The sequence below is a fragment of the Metabacillus idriensis genome, from assembly GCF_050483325.1.
Lineage (GTDB): Bacteria > Bacillota > Bacilli > Bacillales > Bacillaceae > Bacillus_P > Bacillus_P idriensis_A.
The window spans coordinates 23,381-40,317 of record NZ_JBCMYF010000017.1; the positions used below are offsets into that span (position 1 = coordinate 23,381).

Annotated in this window: 16 protein-coding genes; 14 read left to right on the forward strand and 2 right to left on the reverse strand. The window is 39.0% G+C overall.

Annotated elements, in window-relative coordinates; genetic code table 11:
- The first annotated feature begins 127 nt into the window (after nt 1-127).
- The 10 genes from ABEQ24_RS10735 (at nt 128) to phoU (ending at nt 11,460) form a co-directional block, all read left to right on the forward strand.
- The gene (locus ABEQ24_RS10735; RefSeq protein WP_430006919.1) at nt 128-1,738 is read left to right on the forward strand and encodes a Na/Pi cotransporter family protein; all 1,611 of its coding nucleotides are present in this window, start codon (nt 128-130) and stop codon (nt 1,736-1,738) included.
- A gap of 94 nt (nt 1,739-1,832) precedes the next feature.
- Complete coding sequence (locus ABEQ24_RS10740; protein ID WP_430006791.1) at nt 1,833-2,321, forward strand: DUF456 domain-containing protein; 489 nt, start codon at nt 1,833-1,835, stop codon at nt 2,319-2,321.
- Nucleotides 2,322-2,457: 136 nt separating this feature from the next.
- The gene (gene sodA / locus ABEQ24_RS10745; RefSeq protein WP_430006792.1) at nt 2,458-3,066 is read left to right on the forward strand and encodes a superoxide dismutase SodA; all 609 of its coding nucleotides are present in this window, start codon (nt 2,458-2,460) and stop codon (nt 3,064-3,066) included.
- Between the two features lie 122 nt (nt 3,067-3,188).
- Entirely contained in the window at nt 3,189-4,469 is a 1,281-nt protein-coding gene (locus ABEQ24_RS10750) for an MFS transporter (protein WP_430006793.1), read from the forward strand.
- Nucleotides 4,470-4,604: 135 nt separating this feature from the next.
- A complete protein-coding gene (locus tag ABEQ24_RS10755) occupies nt 4,605-6,770 on the forward strand; it encodes a peptidoglycan D,D-transpeptidase FtsI family protein (RefSeq protein ID WP_430006794.1) in 2,166 nt (721 codons plus the stop codon).
- Nucleotides 6,771-6,967: 197 nt separating this feature from the next.
- Nucleotides 6,968-7,942 (forward strand): PstS family phosphate ABC transporter substrate-binding protein, encoded by a 975-nt coding sequence (locus ABEQ24_RS10760; protein WP_430006795.1) that lies wholly within the window; start codon nt 6,968-6,970, stop codon nt 7,940-7,942.
- Nucleotides 7,943-8,014: 72 nt separating this feature from the next.
- Nucleotides 8,015-8,956 carry a phosphate ABC transporter permease subunit PstC gene (gene pstC / locus ABEQ24_RS10765; RefSeq protein WP_430006796.1) on the forward strand — a complete coding sequence of 314 codons (942 nt, stop codon included), beginning with the start codon at nt 8,015-8,017 and terminating at the stop codon, nt 8,954-8,956.
- A gap of 1 nt (nt 8,957) precedes the next feature.
- Nucleotides 8,958-9,836 (forward strand): phosphate ABC transporter permease PstA, encoded by an 879-nt coding sequence (gene pstA, locus ABEQ24_RS10770; protein ID WP_430006797.1) that lies wholly within the window; start codon nt 8,958-8,960, stop codon nt 9,834-9,836.
- Nucleotides 9,837-9,868: 32 nt separating this feature from the next.
- The gene (gene pstB, locus ABEQ24_RS10775; protein WP_430006798.1) at nt 9,869-10,693 is read left to right on the forward strand and encodes a phosphate ABC transporter ATP-binding protein PstB; all 825 of its coding nucleotides are present in this window, start codon (nt 9,869-9,871) and stop codon (nt 10,691-10,693) included.
- A gap of 107 nt (nt 10,694-10,800) precedes the next feature.
- Nucleotides 10,801-11,460 carry a phosphate signaling complex protein PhoU gene (gene phoU, locus ABEQ24_RS10780; protein WP_430006799.1) on the forward strand — a complete coding sequence of 220 codons (660 nt, stop codon included), beginning with the start codon at nt 10,801-10,803 and terminating at the stop codon, nt 11,458-11,460.
- Nucleotides 11,461-11,504: 44 nt separating this feature from the next.
- Here the strand turns inward: phoU and ABEQ24_RS10785 are convergent, their stop codons facing one another.
- Both ABEQ24_RS10785 and ABEQ24_RS10790 read right to left on the reverse strand, forming a co-directional pair.
- Entirely contained in the window at nt 11,505-11,981 is a 477-nt protein-coding gene (locus ABEQ24_RS10785; protein ID WP_430006800.1) for an endolytic transglycosylase MltG, read from the reverse strand.
- Nucleotides 11,978-12,325 (reverse strand): hypothetical protein, encoded by a 348-nt coding sequence (locus ABEQ24_RS10790; protein ID WP_430006801.1) that lies wholly within the window; start codon nt 12,323-12,325, stop codon nt 11,978-11,980. Before ABEQ24_RS10790 ends, ABEQ24_RS10785 begins: the two co-directional genes overlap by 4 nt.
- A gap of 222 nt (nt 12,326-12,547) precedes the next feature.
- Here ABEQ24_RS10790 and ABEQ24_RS10795 point away from each other — a divergent pair, with 222 nt between their 5' ends.
- From ABEQ24_RS10795 to rpmG, 4 genes are all read left to right on the forward strand, one after another.
- Entirely contained in the window at nt 12,548-12,943 is a 396-nt protein-coding gene (locus tag ABEQ24_RS10795; RefSeq protein WP_430006802.1) for a DUF4912 domain-containing protein, read from the forward strand.
- A 15-nt stretch (nt 12,944-12,958) separates the two neighbouring features.
- Nucleotides 12,959-15,598 (forward strand): 1,4-alpha-glucan branching protein domain-containing protein, encoded by a 2,640-nt coding sequence (locus ABEQ24_RS10800; RefSeq protein ID WP_430006803.1) that lies wholly within the window; start codon nt 12,959-12,961, stop codon nt 15,596-15,598.
- Between the two features lie 13 nt (nt 15,599-15,611).
- The gene (locus tag ABEQ24_RS10805; protein ID WP_430006804.1) at nt 15,612-16,661 is read left to right on the forward strand and encodes a sugar phosphate nucleotidyltransferase; all 1,050 of its coding nucleotides are present in this window, start codon (nt 15,612-15,614) and stop codon (nt 16,659-16,661) included.
- A 117-nt stretch (nt 16,662-16,778) separates the two neighbouring features.
- On the forward strand, nt 16,779-16,928 hold the full coding sequence (gene rpmG / locus ABEQ24_RS10810; protein WP_070875478.1) for a 50S ribosomal protein L33: 150 nt from the start codon (nt 16,779-16,781) through the stop codon (nt 16,926-16,928).
- Nucleotides 16,929-16,937: the final 9 nt, after the last annotated feature.

A 16,937-nucleotide genomic window follows, 5' to 3' on the forward strand; every position in this document is an offset into this window, starting at 1 on the left:
TTTTAAGATAATAGTGCTAAAAACCTTTACAAATAATCTACAATTCGTTAATAATTGGGGAGGTTGTAGAAAGTTGTCGATAAAAGATGTTAGGGGTTGAAATAGGTTGGATTTAGATATACAGAAAATGATCTTTGAATTTCTTGGCGGCCTTGGGATTTTCTTATTTGGTATTAAATTTATGGGTGACGGACTGCAGAAATCTGCAGGCGACAGACTTCGGGATGTTCTGGATAAATTTACTACAAATCCTATTATGGGTGTTCTTGCAGGTATATTTGTTACCATCCTTATTCAGTCCAGCAGCGGGACCACTGTAATTACAGTGGGCTTAGTAAGTGCGGGCTTTATGAGTTTAAGACAGGCAATTGGCGTCATAATGGGAGCAAACATTGGAACCACTGTCACGGCCTTTATTATCGGTATTAAAATTTCTGAGTACTCGCTTCCTATTTTATTTGCTGGAGCTATATTACTTTTCTTTTTCAAAAATAAAAAAATTCACAATATCGGTCAAATAATATTTGGTTTCGGCACACTTTTCTATGGACTTGAACTGATGGGCGATGGCATGAAACCTTTGCGTTCTTTAGAAGCGTTTCAGGAATTAACGGTCAGCATGAGCGATAACCCTCTGCTAGGAGTAGTCATAGGGACTGTATTTACAGTAATCGTTCAAAGTTCAAGTGCCACAATTGGAATTCTGCAGGAGCTGCATGGCTTGGGCCTTATCGACATTAAAGCAGCATTGCCAGTTCTGTTTGGAGATAACATCGGTACTACGATTACTGCTGTCCTTGCATCAATTGGCGCTTCAGTAGCTGCAAGACGCGCTGCGTTAACACATGTTCTATTTAACTTAATAGGCACCGCAATCTTTTTAGTGATTTTGCCATTATTTACAGCTTTTATAGGAATGCTGAAGGTGAATTTGGGCTTAAATCCTGAAATGACGATTGCATTTGCACATGGTACATTTAATATTACAAATACACTGATCCAGCTTCCCTTTATTGGCGTACTTGCTTACATTGTTACTAAGCTGATACCAGGGGAAGACTCCATGATTGAATACAAAGCCAAACATCTGGATCCAATCTTTATAGAACAATCTTCTTCTATTGCGCTAGGCCAGGCAAAAGAAGAAATTCTCCGTATGGGTCAATTTGCGACTCTCGGACTTGAAGAAGCAAATCAATATCTTAAATCGAACTTGCCTAAGCATTCAGAAACTGCATATCAAATCGAAGATGCAATCAATAATCTTGACCGTAAAATCACGGACTATCTAGTGCTTATCTCAAGAGCGGAAATGTCAGCTGCAGAATCTGAGGAACATTCAACCCTGATGGATACCGTTCGCGACATCGAGCGCGTTGGTGATCATTTCGAAAATATTGTTGAGCTTGTTGATTATCAATTATCAAATAAAGTAAAGCTTACAGAGTCTGCACTTGCAGATTTGGATGAAATGTTTACACTGACTATCCAAACATTAAAAGATGCGATTTCAGCTTTAGATGACAAAGACACATCTCTTGCTACAAAAGTTATGAAATCAGAAGAGCAAATTGATAAAATGGAGCGCATGCTCCGCAAAAAACACATTCTCCGCATCAATGAAGGAAGCTGTTCAGGACAAGCAGGCATTGTATTTGTAGACATTATCAGCAACCTTGAAAGAATCGGCGATCATTCTGTAAATATTGCAGAGGCAGTTTTAGGCTACCGTAAATAATGTTTAAAATAGAATGATTCAGTTATAATGAAAGCAAGGGCTTATGCTCTTGCTTTTTTACATATGTTTTTAAGAGATCAGGAAATGGTGGTGGATGGCAGTGGAGGTTGTATACTGGGCTCTGATTATATTAATGTTCATCATTGCGTTTGCCGGATTGGTTTATCCAATTATTCCAAGCGTTATCTTCATAGTTGGCGGATTTTTGCTTTATGGTGCATTTTTTGGCTTTCAGGAATTCGGATATCAATTTTGGCTGATTGAAGGTGTTTTTGTAGCGGTTTTATTTGCAGCTGACTATGTATCAAACTTAATGGGGATCAAACGGGTTGGCGGAAGCAGGGCAGCAATATGGGGAAGCACGGTTGGCTTATTGATCGGTCCTTTTCTTATTCCGATTGCAGGGATTATCATTGGGCCATTCCTTGGTGCAGTTATTGCAGAACTCCTTGTTCATAAAAAAGATATGAAAGAATCAGTTAAAGTAGGTCTGGGCTCATTAATCGGATTTATATCCGGAGTGTTTGCCAAAACCATTATTCAGCTGATCATGATCGGTTATTTTTTGTACGCAGTTTTATAGAAAGTTCACAAAAAAAGACGCCGCAAATTTTAAGGCTTATAAATTGAAACAATCGGACAATTTTGGTAATCTTAATGTGACAAGCTTATGTAAGAATAAGCTTCCTGTTTACATACAATTTAAGGAGGAGATTTAAATGGCTTACGAACTACCGCAATTGCCTTATGCTTATGATGCATTAGAACCGCATATTGATAAGGAAACAATGAATATTCATCACACGAAGCATCATAATACGTATATTACAAACGTAAATGCTGCATTAGAGGGTCACGAAGATCTTCTCAGCAAAAGCGTTGAAGAACTAGTATCCAATTTAGACGCAGTTCCTGAAGCAGCACGTACTGCTGTCCGCAACAATGGCGGAGGGCATGCAAACCACAGCCTTTTCTGGACAGTCCTTTCACCAAACGGCGGAGGAGCTCCATCCGGTGAACTTGCTGATAAAATCAACAGCAAATTCGGCAGCTTTGAAACATTCAAAGAGGAATTTGCTAAAGCTGGAGCAACTCGCTTTGGTTCTGGCTGGGCATGGCTTGTTGTGAACAACGGTGAATTAGAAGTAACCAGCACGCCAAATCAGGATTCTCCGTTAATGGAAGGCAAAACGCCTATCCTTGGACTTGACGTTTGGGAGCATGCATACTATCTTAACTACCAAAACCGCCGCCCGGATTACATTTCTTCATTCTGGAATGTAGTTAATTGGGAAGAAGTTACAAGACGTTACGAAGAAGCTAAATAATGGTTCGAATGAAGCAGGAGATCTTTTTAGATCTTCTGCTTTTTTTCAGTTTCATTTAGCATACATAACTCCCCCTCATAAAGAGAGACTAATGGTTAGTGAATAAAGGGGAGTTTAAAAGTATGTCTAAGTTGCAGAAAATATTTGGTGAAGTAGAAGTGAATAAAGAACTAATTCTGTTGCTGATTATTGGAGGATTATATTCATTAGGAATCGCCCTCTCAAATGCTTTTGTCAATGTGTATTTGTGGAAGCAGTCTGGCAGCTTTCTCGATTTGGGCATTTACAACCTGTCCATTGTAATCATGCAGCCAGTCACATTTGTTATTGCGGGCAGATGGGCAAAGAAAATTGACCGGGTGATTGTTTTCAGGCTTGGAATTGCCTTTTTGGCTGTTTTTTATTTGTCTGTCCTTATGATAGGAGATAACGCGGCAAATAATATTATCCTCCTTGGAGGGCTGCTTGGGATTGGATCGGGATTTTACTGGCTGTCTTTTAATGTGCTTACATTTGAAATTACAGAACCTGAGACAAGGGATTTTTTTAACGGGTTTTTAGGAATCATGACATCCTCTGCAGGGATGATTGGTCCAATTGTCGCAGGTTTTGTGATCTCAAGGCTTACGGGTGATATCGGATATAAGACCATCTTTTCTATCTCACTCGGATTATTTTTCTGTGCTGTTGTTTTAAGTCTTTTTTTAAAAAGGCGGCATGCGCACGGGAGGTATTTGCTGCTTGACGTATTGAATGAAAGGAAGCGTAATGACAATTGGAGAATGATTACCAACGCTCATTTTTTTCAGGGGATTAGAGAAGGAACTTTTATTTTTGTAATTGGAGTGCTGGTGTTTATTACTACAGGAAGCGAGTTTGCTTTAGGTAAATACGGACTGATTAACTCAGCTGTAGCTTTTGTGTTTTATTATTTAGCAACTAGGCTCATTACAAAAAAGATGAGGAAAAAATCAATCTTATTTGGCGGGATTTTACTTTACGTTTCCACCTTTTTGCTTCTATTTGACCTTACATATCCAAAGCTGATCATCTATGCGATTGCGATAGCCATTGCATATCCGATGCTGCTTGTACCTTATATATCTCTGACATATGATGTGATTGGCCGGTCATGGAATGCAGCGGAAGCAAGAATTGAATATATTGTTGTAAGAGAGCTCTTTTTGAACTTCGGGAGAATCACTTCGATCCTTTTATTTATTTTTTCTGTTACCGTATTTGATGAAAAGGAAAGCATTCCAATTTTATTGGCTATTATAGGGTCCGGCCACAGCTTAATTTATTTCTTTATCCGCAAAGTGTCTTTGCCTGCATCAAATGAACCAATAAACGCTGACGGTCAAAAAAAAATGCCCGAACCGAATCTTGTAGATGGAGAATGAGCTGGCATGACATATGACAATCGTGTTACAAGTGTCGAATTTAATAGAAATTCGTCGATATTTTTCATAAACTATACCAATAGACACCTTTAAATGGTGTCTATTCTATTTTAAAAGAAGATAAGGCGGTGCTATATGTCAGAAAAAAAGAAACGAGCGGTTCCGCTTCGCCTTAATATTTTGTTTTTCCTCGTGTTTTTAGTATTTTCAGGAATGATCTTAAGGCTTGGCATTGTCCAAATTGTTTACGGCGAGGATTACCGCAAAGAAGTTGAACGGAATGAGGAAGTAAATATAAGCACTTCTGTTCCGCGGGGGAAAATCTTTGACCGGAACTACAATACAATTGTCGATAACAAACCTATTAATGCCATTACATACACCAGGTCAAATTCAACATCACAAGAAGAACGTTTGGAAGTTGCTGCAAAGCTTGCAAAGATTTTTGACCAGGACCGCACAGATTCAAAGGAGGACCAGGAGGCATTAGAACAAGAGCTAAAAAAGATTACATTAAGGGATAAAAAAGATTATTGGATTTTAACCCGTCCAAAAGAAGCTGAAAAAAAAATTACAAAAGCAGATAGACAAAAAGTACTTGATGGAGTCATAAGCGACGATGACCTGTACGATCTTCAGCTTGATCGGATAACACAAAAAGATTTACAGGATATTTCGATAGATGAATTAAAAATACTTGCGATAAAAAGAGAAATGGACAGCGGGTACGCATTAGCTCCCCAAATTATTAAAAAAGACAATATTTCAGAGCGTGAGTTTGCATATATAAGCGAACATCTCGAGGACCTGCCAGGCGTGGATATTACAACGGACTGGGAACGGCGCTACGTTTTAGATAAAACGTTAAGAACGCTGATCGGCAGCATCTCATCGTCAGAAGAAGGGATTCCCCACGATCGCTTGGATTATTATACATCACGCGATTACAGCAGAAATGACCGGGTGGGAAAAAGTTATTTAGAGTATCAATATGAAGATATTCTTCAAGGACAAAAAGCAAAAGCCCGAAACATTACAGATAAATCGGGAAAAATAATTGAGACAGAAATTATATCTGAAGGGAAAAGCGGCAAAGACCTGATCATGACAATCGATGTACAGCTTCAGCAGGAGGTTGAGAAGATTATCGAGGAAGAGCTGCTTACTGCTAAGAAAAAATCAGGTACAGCTTTACTTGACCGGGCATTTGTCGTCATGATGGATCCGAGAAACGGCGAAATGCTATCAATGGCAGGAAAACAAATTAAAAAAGATGAAAACGGAAAAATGGTGATTGAAGATTACGCATTAGGCGCGATGACAAGTTCATATACAATGGGTTCTGCAGTCAAAGGAGCCACAGTTCTTTCAGGTTTTGACTCAGGCGTCATCAAACCGGGAACAGTACAGCTTGATGAACCGTTATATATTAAAGGATCTCCGCCTAAAAAATCGTACCGGAACATGGGCAATATTGATGATCTTGAAGCATTGCAAAGATCATCAAATGTATATATGTTCAAAACAGCGATAGCAATGGCAAACGGGGAGTATAGAAAGAACAAATCTTTGCCTCTTGATACGCAAGCATTCTCTGTACTCAGAAATTATTACAGTCAATTCGGATTAGGCGTAAAAACAGGAATTGACCTTCCTAATGAAGCAACCGGCTTCAAGGGGCAGGACCTGACGCCCGGATTATTGCTTGATTTATCGATAGGACAGTACGATACGTATACTCCGCTGCAAATGGCTCAATACGTTTCTACCATTGCAAATGGCGGATATCGCATGAAGCCGCAAATTGTAAAAGAAATTAGGGACCCGTCGCCTAAAGACAATCTTGGTTCCGTCATTCAATCTATCAATCCTGAAGTTTTAAACCGACTGGACATGAAGAGTGAATACATTGACAGGGTACAGGAAGGCTTCAGGCGTGTTACACAGGAGAAGAACGGGACAGCCTACAGTTATTTTTCAGGGGCAGATTATTTTCCTGCAGGGAAAACGGGAACGGCTCAGGCTTTCTACGACGGTCCGAATAAAGACAAATTCCTATCGCCTACTTATAACTTAACACTTGCCGGCTATGCACCCCACAATAACCCGGAGGTTGCATTTGCTGTAGTAGTCCCATGGGCTTATGATGAGGCGAAAAATTCACATCCTATAAATAACCTGATCGGAAGAAGGGTCATGGATAAATACTTTGAGCTAAAAAGCGAGCAAAGCAAAGATGGCATTCAGGAAGGTGTAGGACAGCCTGAAAACGCAAGGGCGATAGATGAGGAAAATGAATAGAAATTAATACAGATGAGGATAATAAAAGCACTCTGGATAGAGTGCTTTTTTTCATGCTTTAAATTTTCTACAAAACACGACAGAATTATTCATGCATTTACAAAACCTTAACATTCGATTAAAACCATGTTAACACTTTAGGTTTATTGTATTACTTGTAGGACAAAAACACCACTTTGTAGGGGGAATTAAGAAATATGAAAAGCTTCAAATTTTTAGCCATGACAATTATGATTTCATCATTGCTTGCATTCGCAGCAGCTTGTGGAAATGGTGAAAGTAAAGAAGGAAACGGTTCTGAAGCCGGAACTTCTGAAGAAGCAGCTCAATTAGAAGGTGAAGTTGGAATCGACGGTTCATCAACTGTTGCTCCTATTGGTGAAGCAGTATCTGAAGAATTCGCTATGGATAACAAAGATGTTAAAGCTCCAATCGGCGTATCGGGAACTGGCGGCGGTTTTGAAAAATTCGTAGCTGGCGAAACAGATATTTCTCAAGCATCACGTCCAATCAAAGATGAAGAAGCTCAAGCAGCGAAAGACGCTGGAATTGAATATACAGAATTACAAGTAGCATTTGACGGTTTATCAGTAGTAGTCAATAAAGAAAATGATTTCATTAAAGAATTAACTGTAGAAGACTTGAAAAAGATCTGGGTTGAAGACGGCAAAGAAAAGAAATGGTCTGATGTTAACCCTGAATGGCCGAATGAACCAATCAAACTTTTCTCGCCTGGAACTGACTCAGGAACATACGATTATTTCAATGAAGTAATCCTTGAAGATGAAGCAGTAGCTAAGCAGGCAACACTTTCTGAAGATGACAACGTTCTTGTAAAAGGCGTTCAAAGCGATAAAACAGCAATGGGCTACTTCGGGTATGCTTATTACTTAGAAAATAAAGACACTTTAAAAGTTGTTCCTATCGTAAATGAAGAAGGAAAAGCTGTTGAACCAACGAACGAATCAGTTGAGTCTGGAGAGTACAACCCGCTTTCACGTCCTCTCTACATCTATGTTAACAACGCATCAATGAAAGAAAAGCCGCAAGTTGCTGAGTATGTAAAATTCTACTTGGAAAACGCTGGTGCGTTAGCTGAAGAAGTTGGCTATGTAAGCCTTCCTGAAGAAAAATACAAAGAACAGCTTGAAACAATTGAAGGTTTAAAATAATTTCAAAATCTAATAGATGAGGAGCATAACTGCTTCTCATCTTCCCATGTTTTGGAAAGGGGTTTTCACAATATGGCAACACAAACAAGCCAGTCTGTCAGTGAAATGATAAAAGAGAAAAAGGAAAAAAGATCTTGGTTAAGATATATAGAGAAGATCGTTCCTGCATTTCTGCTGCTGACAGCTATTATATCTGTACTTACAACGGTTGGAATTTTATTTACACTTATAGTTGAAACATTTACGTTTTTCAGCAAAGTTTCATTTATGGATTTTATTACACAAAGAGAATGGTATCCATTCTTTGAAAGTGATCCTGCTTACGGAATTATTACATTAGTATCAGGAACGCTTCTCGTTGCATTTATTGCTATGCTGGTTGCATTGCCTATAGGCCTTGCTTCTGCTATTTATTTGAGTGAGTATGCTTCGGACCGCGTCAGAAGAATTATCAAGCCGATATTAGAAGTGCTTGCAGGAATCCCTACAATTGTTTATGGATTCTTTGCTCTTTCATTTGTAACGCCATTGCTGCAATCCATCATCCCGGACTTAGGTTTTTTTAATGCACTTAGTCCCGGAATTGTTGTAGGTATCATGATTATTCCTATGATTGCATCTCTCTCAGAAGATGCGATGACATCTGTTCCTAAATCAATGCGAGAAGGAGCTCTTGCACTTGGCTCTACGAAATTTGAAGTGGCAATGAAAGTTGTCTTGCCTGCAGCTGTGTCAGGTGTAGTTGCATCATTTGTTTTGGCTATTTCAAGAGCAATCGGAGAAACGATGATCGTAACTCTTGCAGGGGGAGCTACTCCAAAGCTTACATTTGATCCTACGGAATCAATTCAGACAATGACAGCTTATATTGTACAAGTAAGTTCAGGTGATGCAGGGTATGGAACAACTATTTACTACAGTATTTATGCTGTAGGTATGACACTGTTCATCTTCACACTGCTGATGAATTTATTCGCACAGTTCATTTCTCGTCGCTTTAGGGAGGAATATTAATATGAACTACATCAACAAAGATAAAGTCGCTAAAAAAATGTCAAGCAGGCTTGCCGTGAACGGTATCTACAAAGGCATTTTCTTATTGGCTACAAGTTTTGCACTGGTAGTGCTAGCGATCCTTTTATATCGGATATTCACTCAAGGATTTAGTTATATTACTCCTGAATTTTTTCAAAACTTTGCTTCAAGAAGACCATCTGCATCCGGAATTAAAGCTGCGCTTATCGGGTCATTATGGGTAATGGCAGTTGTTATCCCGGTTGGTTTAATTCTAGGAGTTGGAACAGCATTATATTTAGAAGAATACGCCAAGAAAAATAGATTCACAAATTTCCTGCAAATTAATATTGCTAATTTGGCAGGAGTTCCTTCTATTGTATTCGGCCTTTTAGGATTAACTGTATTTGTTCGGTTTTTTGATCTTGGAAGAAGTATATTAGCAGGAGGATTTACAATGGCGCTTCTTGTTCTGCCGGTCATTGTTGTCGCGTCTCAGGAAGCAATCAAGGCCGTTCCGAAAGAAATGCGCGAAGCCTCATTTGGAATGGGGGCAACAAAATGGCAGACAATCCGTCAAGTGGTTTTGCCGGCTGCCGTACCAGGTATATTAACAGGGAGCATCCTTGCTTTCTCAAGAGCAATTGGTGAAACAGCACCATTGCTTGTGGTTGGTGCTTTTGCCTTTGTAAATTACCTGCCTTCAAATGTTATGAGTACTTTTACTGTAATGCCAATTCAAATTTTCAACTGGGCTTCAAGACCTCAGGCCGATTTTCAGGATGTAGCTGCTGCCGGTATTATTGTGTTGTTCATTTTCCTGATTGTTATGAACTCAGTTGCAGTACTCATTCGCAATAAATTCCAAAAAAATTATTAAGCAAGCTTAAAGGATGAAGGAGGCTTCACACAATGGAAATGACAAAAGTTGTGAAAGAGCGCAAGGAAAACGAAGAATTTGAAACGATTGCTAAAATAGAAAAAAGCATCGTTTACAAAACAGATAATCTTAACCTTTGGTACGGAAATGATCAGGCATTAAAAAATATTGATCTCGACATTTATGAAAATGAAGTTACAGCGATTATCGGACCGTCGGGCTGCGGAAAGTCCACTTACATTAAAACCTTAAACCGCATGGTAGAGCTGATTCCTACGGTTCGCACATCCGGAAAAATTATCTACCGCGGGAAAAATATCTTTGATAAAGGCTATGGTGTTGAAGATTTGCGCACACGCGTAGGCATGGTATTCCAAAAACCAAACCCTTTTCCAAAATCCATTTATGACAATGTTGCATACGGACCAAGAATTCATGGGATCCGAGATAAAAAGACTCTTGATGCCATCGTTGAAAAAAGTTTAAAAGGCGCTGCCATTTGGGACGAAGTAAAAGACCGTCTAAAAGAAAATGCTTTTGGTCTATCAGGCGGTCAGCAGCAGCGTCTTTGCATCGCCCGCTGTCTTGCAATTGAGCCTGATGTTATCTTAATGGATGAACCTACATCTGCTCTTGACCCAATTTCAACGCTGAAAGTGGAAGAGCTTGTTCAGGAATTAAAAAAGCAGTACAGTATCGTAATCGTTACTCACAACATGCAGCAGGCTGCACGTATTTCTGACCGGACAGCTTTCTTCCTGAACGGAGAAGTTGTGGAGTATTCAGAAACAGACCGCTTGTTCTCAAACCCAACAGATAAACGTACAGAAGATTACATTACTGGACGTTTCGGATAATGTTTAACGGAATAAGTCGTGCATATGAAAAATTGCACGACTTATTCCCATATCGATAAACAATTAATGATGATTAAAAGACAGATAAAATGTGGAGGTAACTAAACATGGTGGTTAGAGAGAAATTTGAATACGATTTAAAGATCCTGCGTGATCGATTAAATGAAATTGCACAGCTCACTGAAAAAGCTTTATTAGAAGCGATCCAGGCACTTGAAACGAAAAATGTAGAAGCAGCTTTGGAAATCATTGAAAACGATGAGCGCATTGATGATTTGGATGAGGAAATCAACGATTTGGCTATCCTTTTAATTGCAAAGCAGCAGCCGGTTGCCATTGATTTAAGACGTATTATTGTAGCCATTAAAATCTCCAATGATGTTGAAAGAATGGCAGATTTTGCCGTGAATATCGCTAAATCAACGATTCGTATCGGTGATGAGCCGTTATTCAAACCAATTGAAACAATTAAAAAAATGCATGCGATTGCTGTAGAAATGCTTTCCCTATCTGTAAAGGCATTTAACGAGGAAGATGTTTTATTGGCTAAGAGAGTTGCTGATATGGATGATCAAGTAGATGATCTTTACGGACAAACGATAAGAGAGCTTCTGGAAATTATGCCTGAGCGTAAAGAGCTTATGCAGCAGATTACACAGTTAATGTTTGTATGCAGATATATTGAGCGTACTGCAGATCATGCAACAAATATTTCTGAAAGCGTCCTATATCTTGTTAAAGGCAGAAGATATGATTTAAATGCATAAACATAAAAAAGCTTGTCACACCTAAGTGACAAGCTCTTTTTATATTATTTTACAAGGACATTGACAATTTCGCTGAAGGACATGCCTTTAACAAGTTCAAATGTTCCCATGCGAACCTTCGTATGATAATTTCCGTTAATGACAAATTCATTAAAGTCTTTTGCAGAGGCAATGACGCCTTCTTGCTCCAGGATGTCAGAAACATCACCTGTATTCATTCCCTCTACAATCTTCAATGTGTATTTTTCATTTTGCGGCTTTTCTTCAGGCGGAGCTTCGGCTTGCTTTTGTTTTTCAATCAGTGCAGTTTCTTTAAAGGCGATAAGCTCGTCATATTCTTTCGTGTCGATAGCCGTCTGGCCATTTTTAATCAGGTATTCTTTTATATCGTTTTCAGTTACTTCTCTGCTCACTACAGCAGCTGTTTTTTCATTGGTTTCTCCCATGAAATATGCAGCGGCAAGAACAGATGTAGACAAAATCATTCCGGCTGCGAATGATTGAAATCCTTTTTTGCTCATGTTAAGACCCTCTCATTCTTTCTAAGAATGGCTCCGATCTCTTTTTCGCTTAAGTATTCAGATCTTGCAATTGCTTCATTGGATAAACCTTGATTATGTTTCAAGATGATGCGCTGCAGGGTCTGAGGGTCGATTGAATCATTATCAGCAACCTCTAAATCATTTTGAAGAATTTCTTCTTCAAGCACTCTGACTTTTTTCTTCAGCTTATATATCTCTTGCATCGAAGAAACAGACAGGTGTTCAACTTCCTGTTCAATATCTTTTACATGGTCTCTTTGAAAGAATGAGACGCCGATTAAAAGAATACTGACTACAAACAGGGCAATGATCATAATCTCCATATTTTCTTCACCTTCTAATATTTTTTCCCTTTTTCTTTATATCACAGATTGCATACATTCTAAAGTGTAATATGCAATTTGTCGAAAAATGTCTTAATTCAAGCGATTTTCTCATAGAATCATCTTATGTCATAATAATAGCAGCACTTTATTAGGAAAGGGTTGAAAATCCTGGAACATCTTCCTTCAATAAATCAATTAAACGATTTTCATGGGGATGCAATGACTCTATTAATGAGAACTCCTTCCATGTTTTTTTTACAATGGAATATAGGAATAAAAACGGAATTGGCTCTCTCAATCATTTGCAGCGAGAAGTTTTCGTCACTGGAAAAAACAATAAGGTTCTATCAAAGGAAGAAAAATTCTCTATCCTATAAAGATTTTAAGATCTCAGAACAACATGGACACCTTTTTATAGAAGGCATAGGATCAGATGCCGGATATTATGCAGAACTGATTCTTCATACATCGGAAAATAGTACACTGACTGTTCTAAAGTCAAATGAATTTAAAGGATCTTTCACAAATGACAGTCAAATTGATTGGACAGCCTATAAAGACGAACCTGATTCGTGGAAAAACCAATTCTCAGCATATACAGTATACAACCAATAGAAGGAGTATAAACACATGATGAAAAACAGCATGATTATTCTTCATGCCCACCTGCCTTTCATCACTGACTATACAAATAAGGAATATGAACAGCTTTGGCTTTTTGAAGCTTTGTCAGAATCCTATATTCCAGTGCTTTGGAGTTTGAAGGCTGTGGAAAATCCGTCCATAACGATCTCTTTTTCTCCCACTCTTATGGAGATGCTTACAGATAAGAAGATTCAGGCAAATTATCGCCGCCACTTGGACAAAATGATGTCGTTAATCAAATCAGAACTAAGCAGGGGAGTGGATGATGAGCAGGCAGTCCTGAAATTTTATCATTCTCATTATGAGAAAATGATTGGAACCTTTGAAGAATTTGAGGGGAATATTTTAAAAGGTTATATTGATTTATTCAATAGAAGAAAAATTGAGGTTATCACTACATGTGCAACACATGCAATTCTCCCTTTTCATTGCACAGAAGAAGGCATGAACATGCAAGTAGAAACCGGAATGAAAGTGTTTGAACACCATTTCGGAACAGCTCCGAAGGGGTTCTGGCTGCCAGAGATGGCAATCAACGCTCAAACCATTCAAATTCTCGCTCAACAGGGAATTGAATATACGTTTGCCGATTCACCTGAAATAAACTCCCCTGCAGCAGCTGTTCATGGCGTGACCATTTTTAAACGAAATAAAGAAATCGCTGGCGCTATATGGGATAAACATAATGGATATCCAGCTCATCACGTTTACCGGGAGTATTATCGGGATGTCGGGTTTATTAGAAATTGGGATGATATTAAAGAGTTTGCATTTCTTGAAAAAACAAGAATCAATACTGGACTGAAACTTTGGAGGATAACTGGTCAGACAGAACGGAAAAAGATATATATGGAAGAAAAGGCATTTGAACAGGCTAAAAGGGATGCGCAGGATTTTTTGCAGAGACTTGGATCTGAAAGTGAGCTCTCTGTGATTCCATTTGATTTTGAGCTGTTTGGTCATTGGTGGTTTGAAGGGCCAGTCTTTTTATTGGAGCTGTTAAAACATGACAGCCAATTTATTCTGCCGTCTGATTGGCTTAAGAATAAGAGGAAGATCCGCGGGCATGTGGACATAGCATTTTCTACATGGGGGAAAAACGGATATGGGGACATGTGGCTTAATGAAAAAACAGCGGAATATTTTCATCACTTTCATTTAATCGAGAAACAGCTATTTGGCGACACTGTCAATTCCCGGGAAATGAATGAGGAAAAGAAATGGAGACTTATTAAAGAATGGATGCTTGCCGCCAGCAGTGACTGGACATTCATGATCGGAAACGGGACCTCTGCTGATTATGGACATAATCGGATTAAAAAGCATTTAATAAATTATTACAAACTGAGTAAATCAACGGATGAACCGCTAGTTGTGAATCAACCGGAACCGGATATTTTTGCCTTTCTTCCATTAAAAAGAACGGCAGCTGAGATAAAAGGTTCTGCTGATGGTCCTAAAATACTGATGGTGTCTACAGAATATCCCCCAAATATTGTCGGTGGGCTCGGAAGACATGTTGATGAGCTTTCAAATGCACTTGCGGGGCATAATTACGAGGTCGTTCTACTTACCGTTGCTTCAGATGAAAAACCTTTCTATGAAAACCCAGTACCAAATCTGCATGTCTACCGGATTCCGTCTCTTCAGCTAAAGCATAAGTCGCTTACTGAATGGATAATGAATCACAATAGTGCATTTGTTCAGTTTTTATTGAAAAATAAACACATAGAATTTGATATCGTGCATGTTCATGACTGGCTTACCGGAGCGTCAGGAAGAGCCCTGCAGAATCTTTTTAATGTGCCGCTCATAGCAACTATTCATGCGACAGAACTAGGAAGAAACAAAGAAATCAGGACACCGCTTCAAAAAGATATATATTGGGAAGAAAACTTGCTTGTACACGCAGCTGACCGGGTGATTGTATGCAGTGACTATATGCTGAAGGAAGTCACTGAACAATTTCACATACCGTCTGAAAAACTAACTGTGATCCCTAATGGAATAAATCTTTTAAAAACTAATATGTATGATAAAAATTCACAAAAGTGCAAAGTGATATCTTTGACAGGGCAGCCTTATCTTTTCTCGATGGGAAGGCTGGTCCCGGAAAAAGGGTTTGATGTCCTTTTATCTGCCTTACCGGGTATTTTGAAGCGTTTTCCTAAAATCCGCATGGTTATAGCAGGAGATGGGCCGCATCGCACCGAATATGAAAAAAAAGCGAAAGAATTGAACGTTCATGAAAATGTAACATTCCTTGGTTTTATAGATGAAGACCTTATACATATACTCCTTACGCACTGTGAGATGAATATTATTCCTAGCTATTATGAACCATTTGGGATTGTTGCACTGGAGAGCATGGCGGCAAAAAAGCTGACAATTGCCGCAAATACCGGCGGTTTAAGAGAAATTATCAACCATACTGAAAATGGACTCCTGTTTGAGCGGGGAAATTCAAAAGCTTTGGCATCAGCTATCCTAGAGGCACTCCAACATAAAGAGCTGGCAGACCGGCTGGCTCAAAAGGGTTATGACGATGTTTTGAGCCGTTTCGCCTATGAACATATAATTAATAAAGTTATTAACGAGTACAAAGTGCTTTATCCTAAAAGATAAGGAGCTGAAAAATGTGAAAGCTGTGATCCTTGCAGGCGGAGAAGGCTGCAGGCTTAGACCTCTTACAAATCACTGTCCAAAACCAATGGTCCCTATATTAAACAAGCCTGTTATGGAATATAGCATTGAGTTATTAAAAAGACACGGCATCAAGGACATTATAATGACTGTGCATTATTTGTCATCTTCTATTCGTGCCTATTTTGGCGACGGTTCAAAATGGGGAGTCACGATCACTTACAGTGAAGACGGGATGCCTCTCGGTACAGCAGGAAGTGTGAAGCTTGCAGAGCAATTGCTTACCGACTCATTTCTTGTCATCAGCGGAGATATTCTAACTGACTTTGATTTAAGGGCAGGCATACAGCATCATGAGGATCAGCATGCAGCAGCGACTATTTTTACTAAGCCGCTCGAATTGCCGATTGAGTACGGAGTGCTTTTGTCTTCAGATAAAAAGATGAAAAAAATGTTTGAGAAACCTAACTGGAGCGATCTTACCCAGCACTCGATCAACACGGGCATCTATATTCTGGATCCGAAAATTTTCAGTTATTTAGAAGACTTTACTCATTATGATTTCAGTAAAGATGTGTTTCCTGCTATCTTAAAACATAATGAGAAAATCACTATTTTTGAAGCGGAAGGATATTGGTCAGACATTGGGACGCTTGCAACTTATCGCGAAGCTCAGTTTGACATGCTCAATCATAAGGTCAGCCTTCCATCTAAAGGCAAAGAGATAGCTAAGGGAATCTGGATGGAAGATGGGGTAACCATTCATGATGATGTGACGTTAAAAGGGCCGATTTATATCAGCAAGAATACGATTATCCATGAAGGGGCAACAGTAGGGCCAGAGACGGTTCTATCAGAGTCAGCCATTATCCATGAAAAATCAGTAGTTACTCATTCTATTCTATGGGAAAACAGCTATATTGGAAAATCCTGCAGTCTTGGCGGGATGATTGGGCACTGTCAGATTCAGGATCATTCAGCTCTCGCTGATCTCAACGAAGAGGCGGCTAATGCCTGGAGAGAGTATACCAAAAGAGATTCTTAACTCATTTCTTTTCAGACATTGAAGAAAAAAATAAAATAATGTGGAATTTCCTTTTTAAAAATGCTATTATAGTTAAGTCTGATTTAGTATAAGTTTTTAGTTTGGAGGGAAATCAACATGCGCGTTAATCTTACACTAGCTTGCACAGAGTGCGGCGAACGTAATTACATTTCTAAAAAGAACAAACGTAATAACCCTGATCGCATGGAGCTTAAAAAATATTGCTCTAGAGAGAAAAAGGTTACATTACACCGCGAAACAAAGTAAGCAGCAGGA

Bases quoted from the DNA above. Each gene is read 5' to 3' on its own strand.
- ABEQ24_RS10750 (WP_430006793.1), top strand. From the start codon at position 3,189: ATGTCTAAGTTGCAGAAAATATTTGGTGAAGTAGAAGTGAATAAAGAA.
- ABEQ24_RS10760 (WP_430006795.1), top strand. From the start codon at position 6,968: ATGAAAAGCTTCAAATTTTTAGCCATGACAATTATGATTTCATCATTG.
- sodA (WP_430006792.1), top strand. From the start codon at position 2,458: ATGGCTTACGAACTACCGCAATTGCCTTATGCTTATGATGCATTAGAA.
- ABEQ24_RS10790 (WP_430006801.1), bottom strand. From the start codon at position 12,325: ATGGAGATTATGATCATTGCCCTGTTTGTAGTCAGTATTCTTTTAATC.
- ABEQ24_RS10795 (WP_430006802.1), top strand. From the start codon at position 12,548: ATGACTCTATTAATGAGAACTCCTTCCATGTTTTTTTTACAATGGAAT.
- phoU (WP_430006799.1), top strand. From the start codon at position 10,801: ATGGTGGTTAGAGAGAAATTTGAATACGATTTAAAGATCCTGCGTGAT.
- ABEQ24_RS10740 (WP_430006791.1), top strand. From the start codon at position 1,833: ATGGCAGTGGAGGTTGTATACTGGGCTCTGATTATATTAATGTTCATC.
- ABEQ24_RS10755 (WP_430006794.1), top strand. From the start codon at position 4,605: ATGTCAGAAAAAAAGAAACGAGCGGTTCCGCTTCGCCTTAATATTTTG.
- pstB (WP_430006798.1), top strand. From the start codon at position 9,869: ATGGAAATGACAAAAGTTGTGAAAGAGCGCAAGGAAAACGAAGAATTT.
- ABEQ24_RS10735 (WP_430006919.1), top strand. From the start codon at position 128: ATGATCTTTGAATTTCTTGGCGGCCTTGGGATTTTCTTATTTGGTATT.
- pstC (WP_430006796.1), top strand. From the start codon at position 8,015: ATGGCAACACAAACAAGCCAGTCTGTCAGTGAAATGATAAAAGAGAAA.
- rpmG (WP_070875478.1), top strand. From the start codon at position 16,779: ATGCGCGTTAATCTTACACTAGCTTGCACAGAGTGCGGCGAACGTAAT.
- pstA (WP_430006797.1), top strand. From the start codon at position 8,958: ATGAACTACATCAACAAAGATAAAGTCGCTAAAAAAATGTCAAGCAGG.
- ABEQ24_RS10800 (WP_430006803.1), top strand. From the start codon at position 12,959: ATGATGAAAAACAGCATGATTATTCTTCATGCCCACCTGCCTTTCATC.
- ABEQ24_RS10785 (WP_430006800.1), bottom strand. From the start codon at position 11,981: ATGAGCAAAAAAGGATTTCAATCATTCGCAGCCGGAATGATTTTGTCT.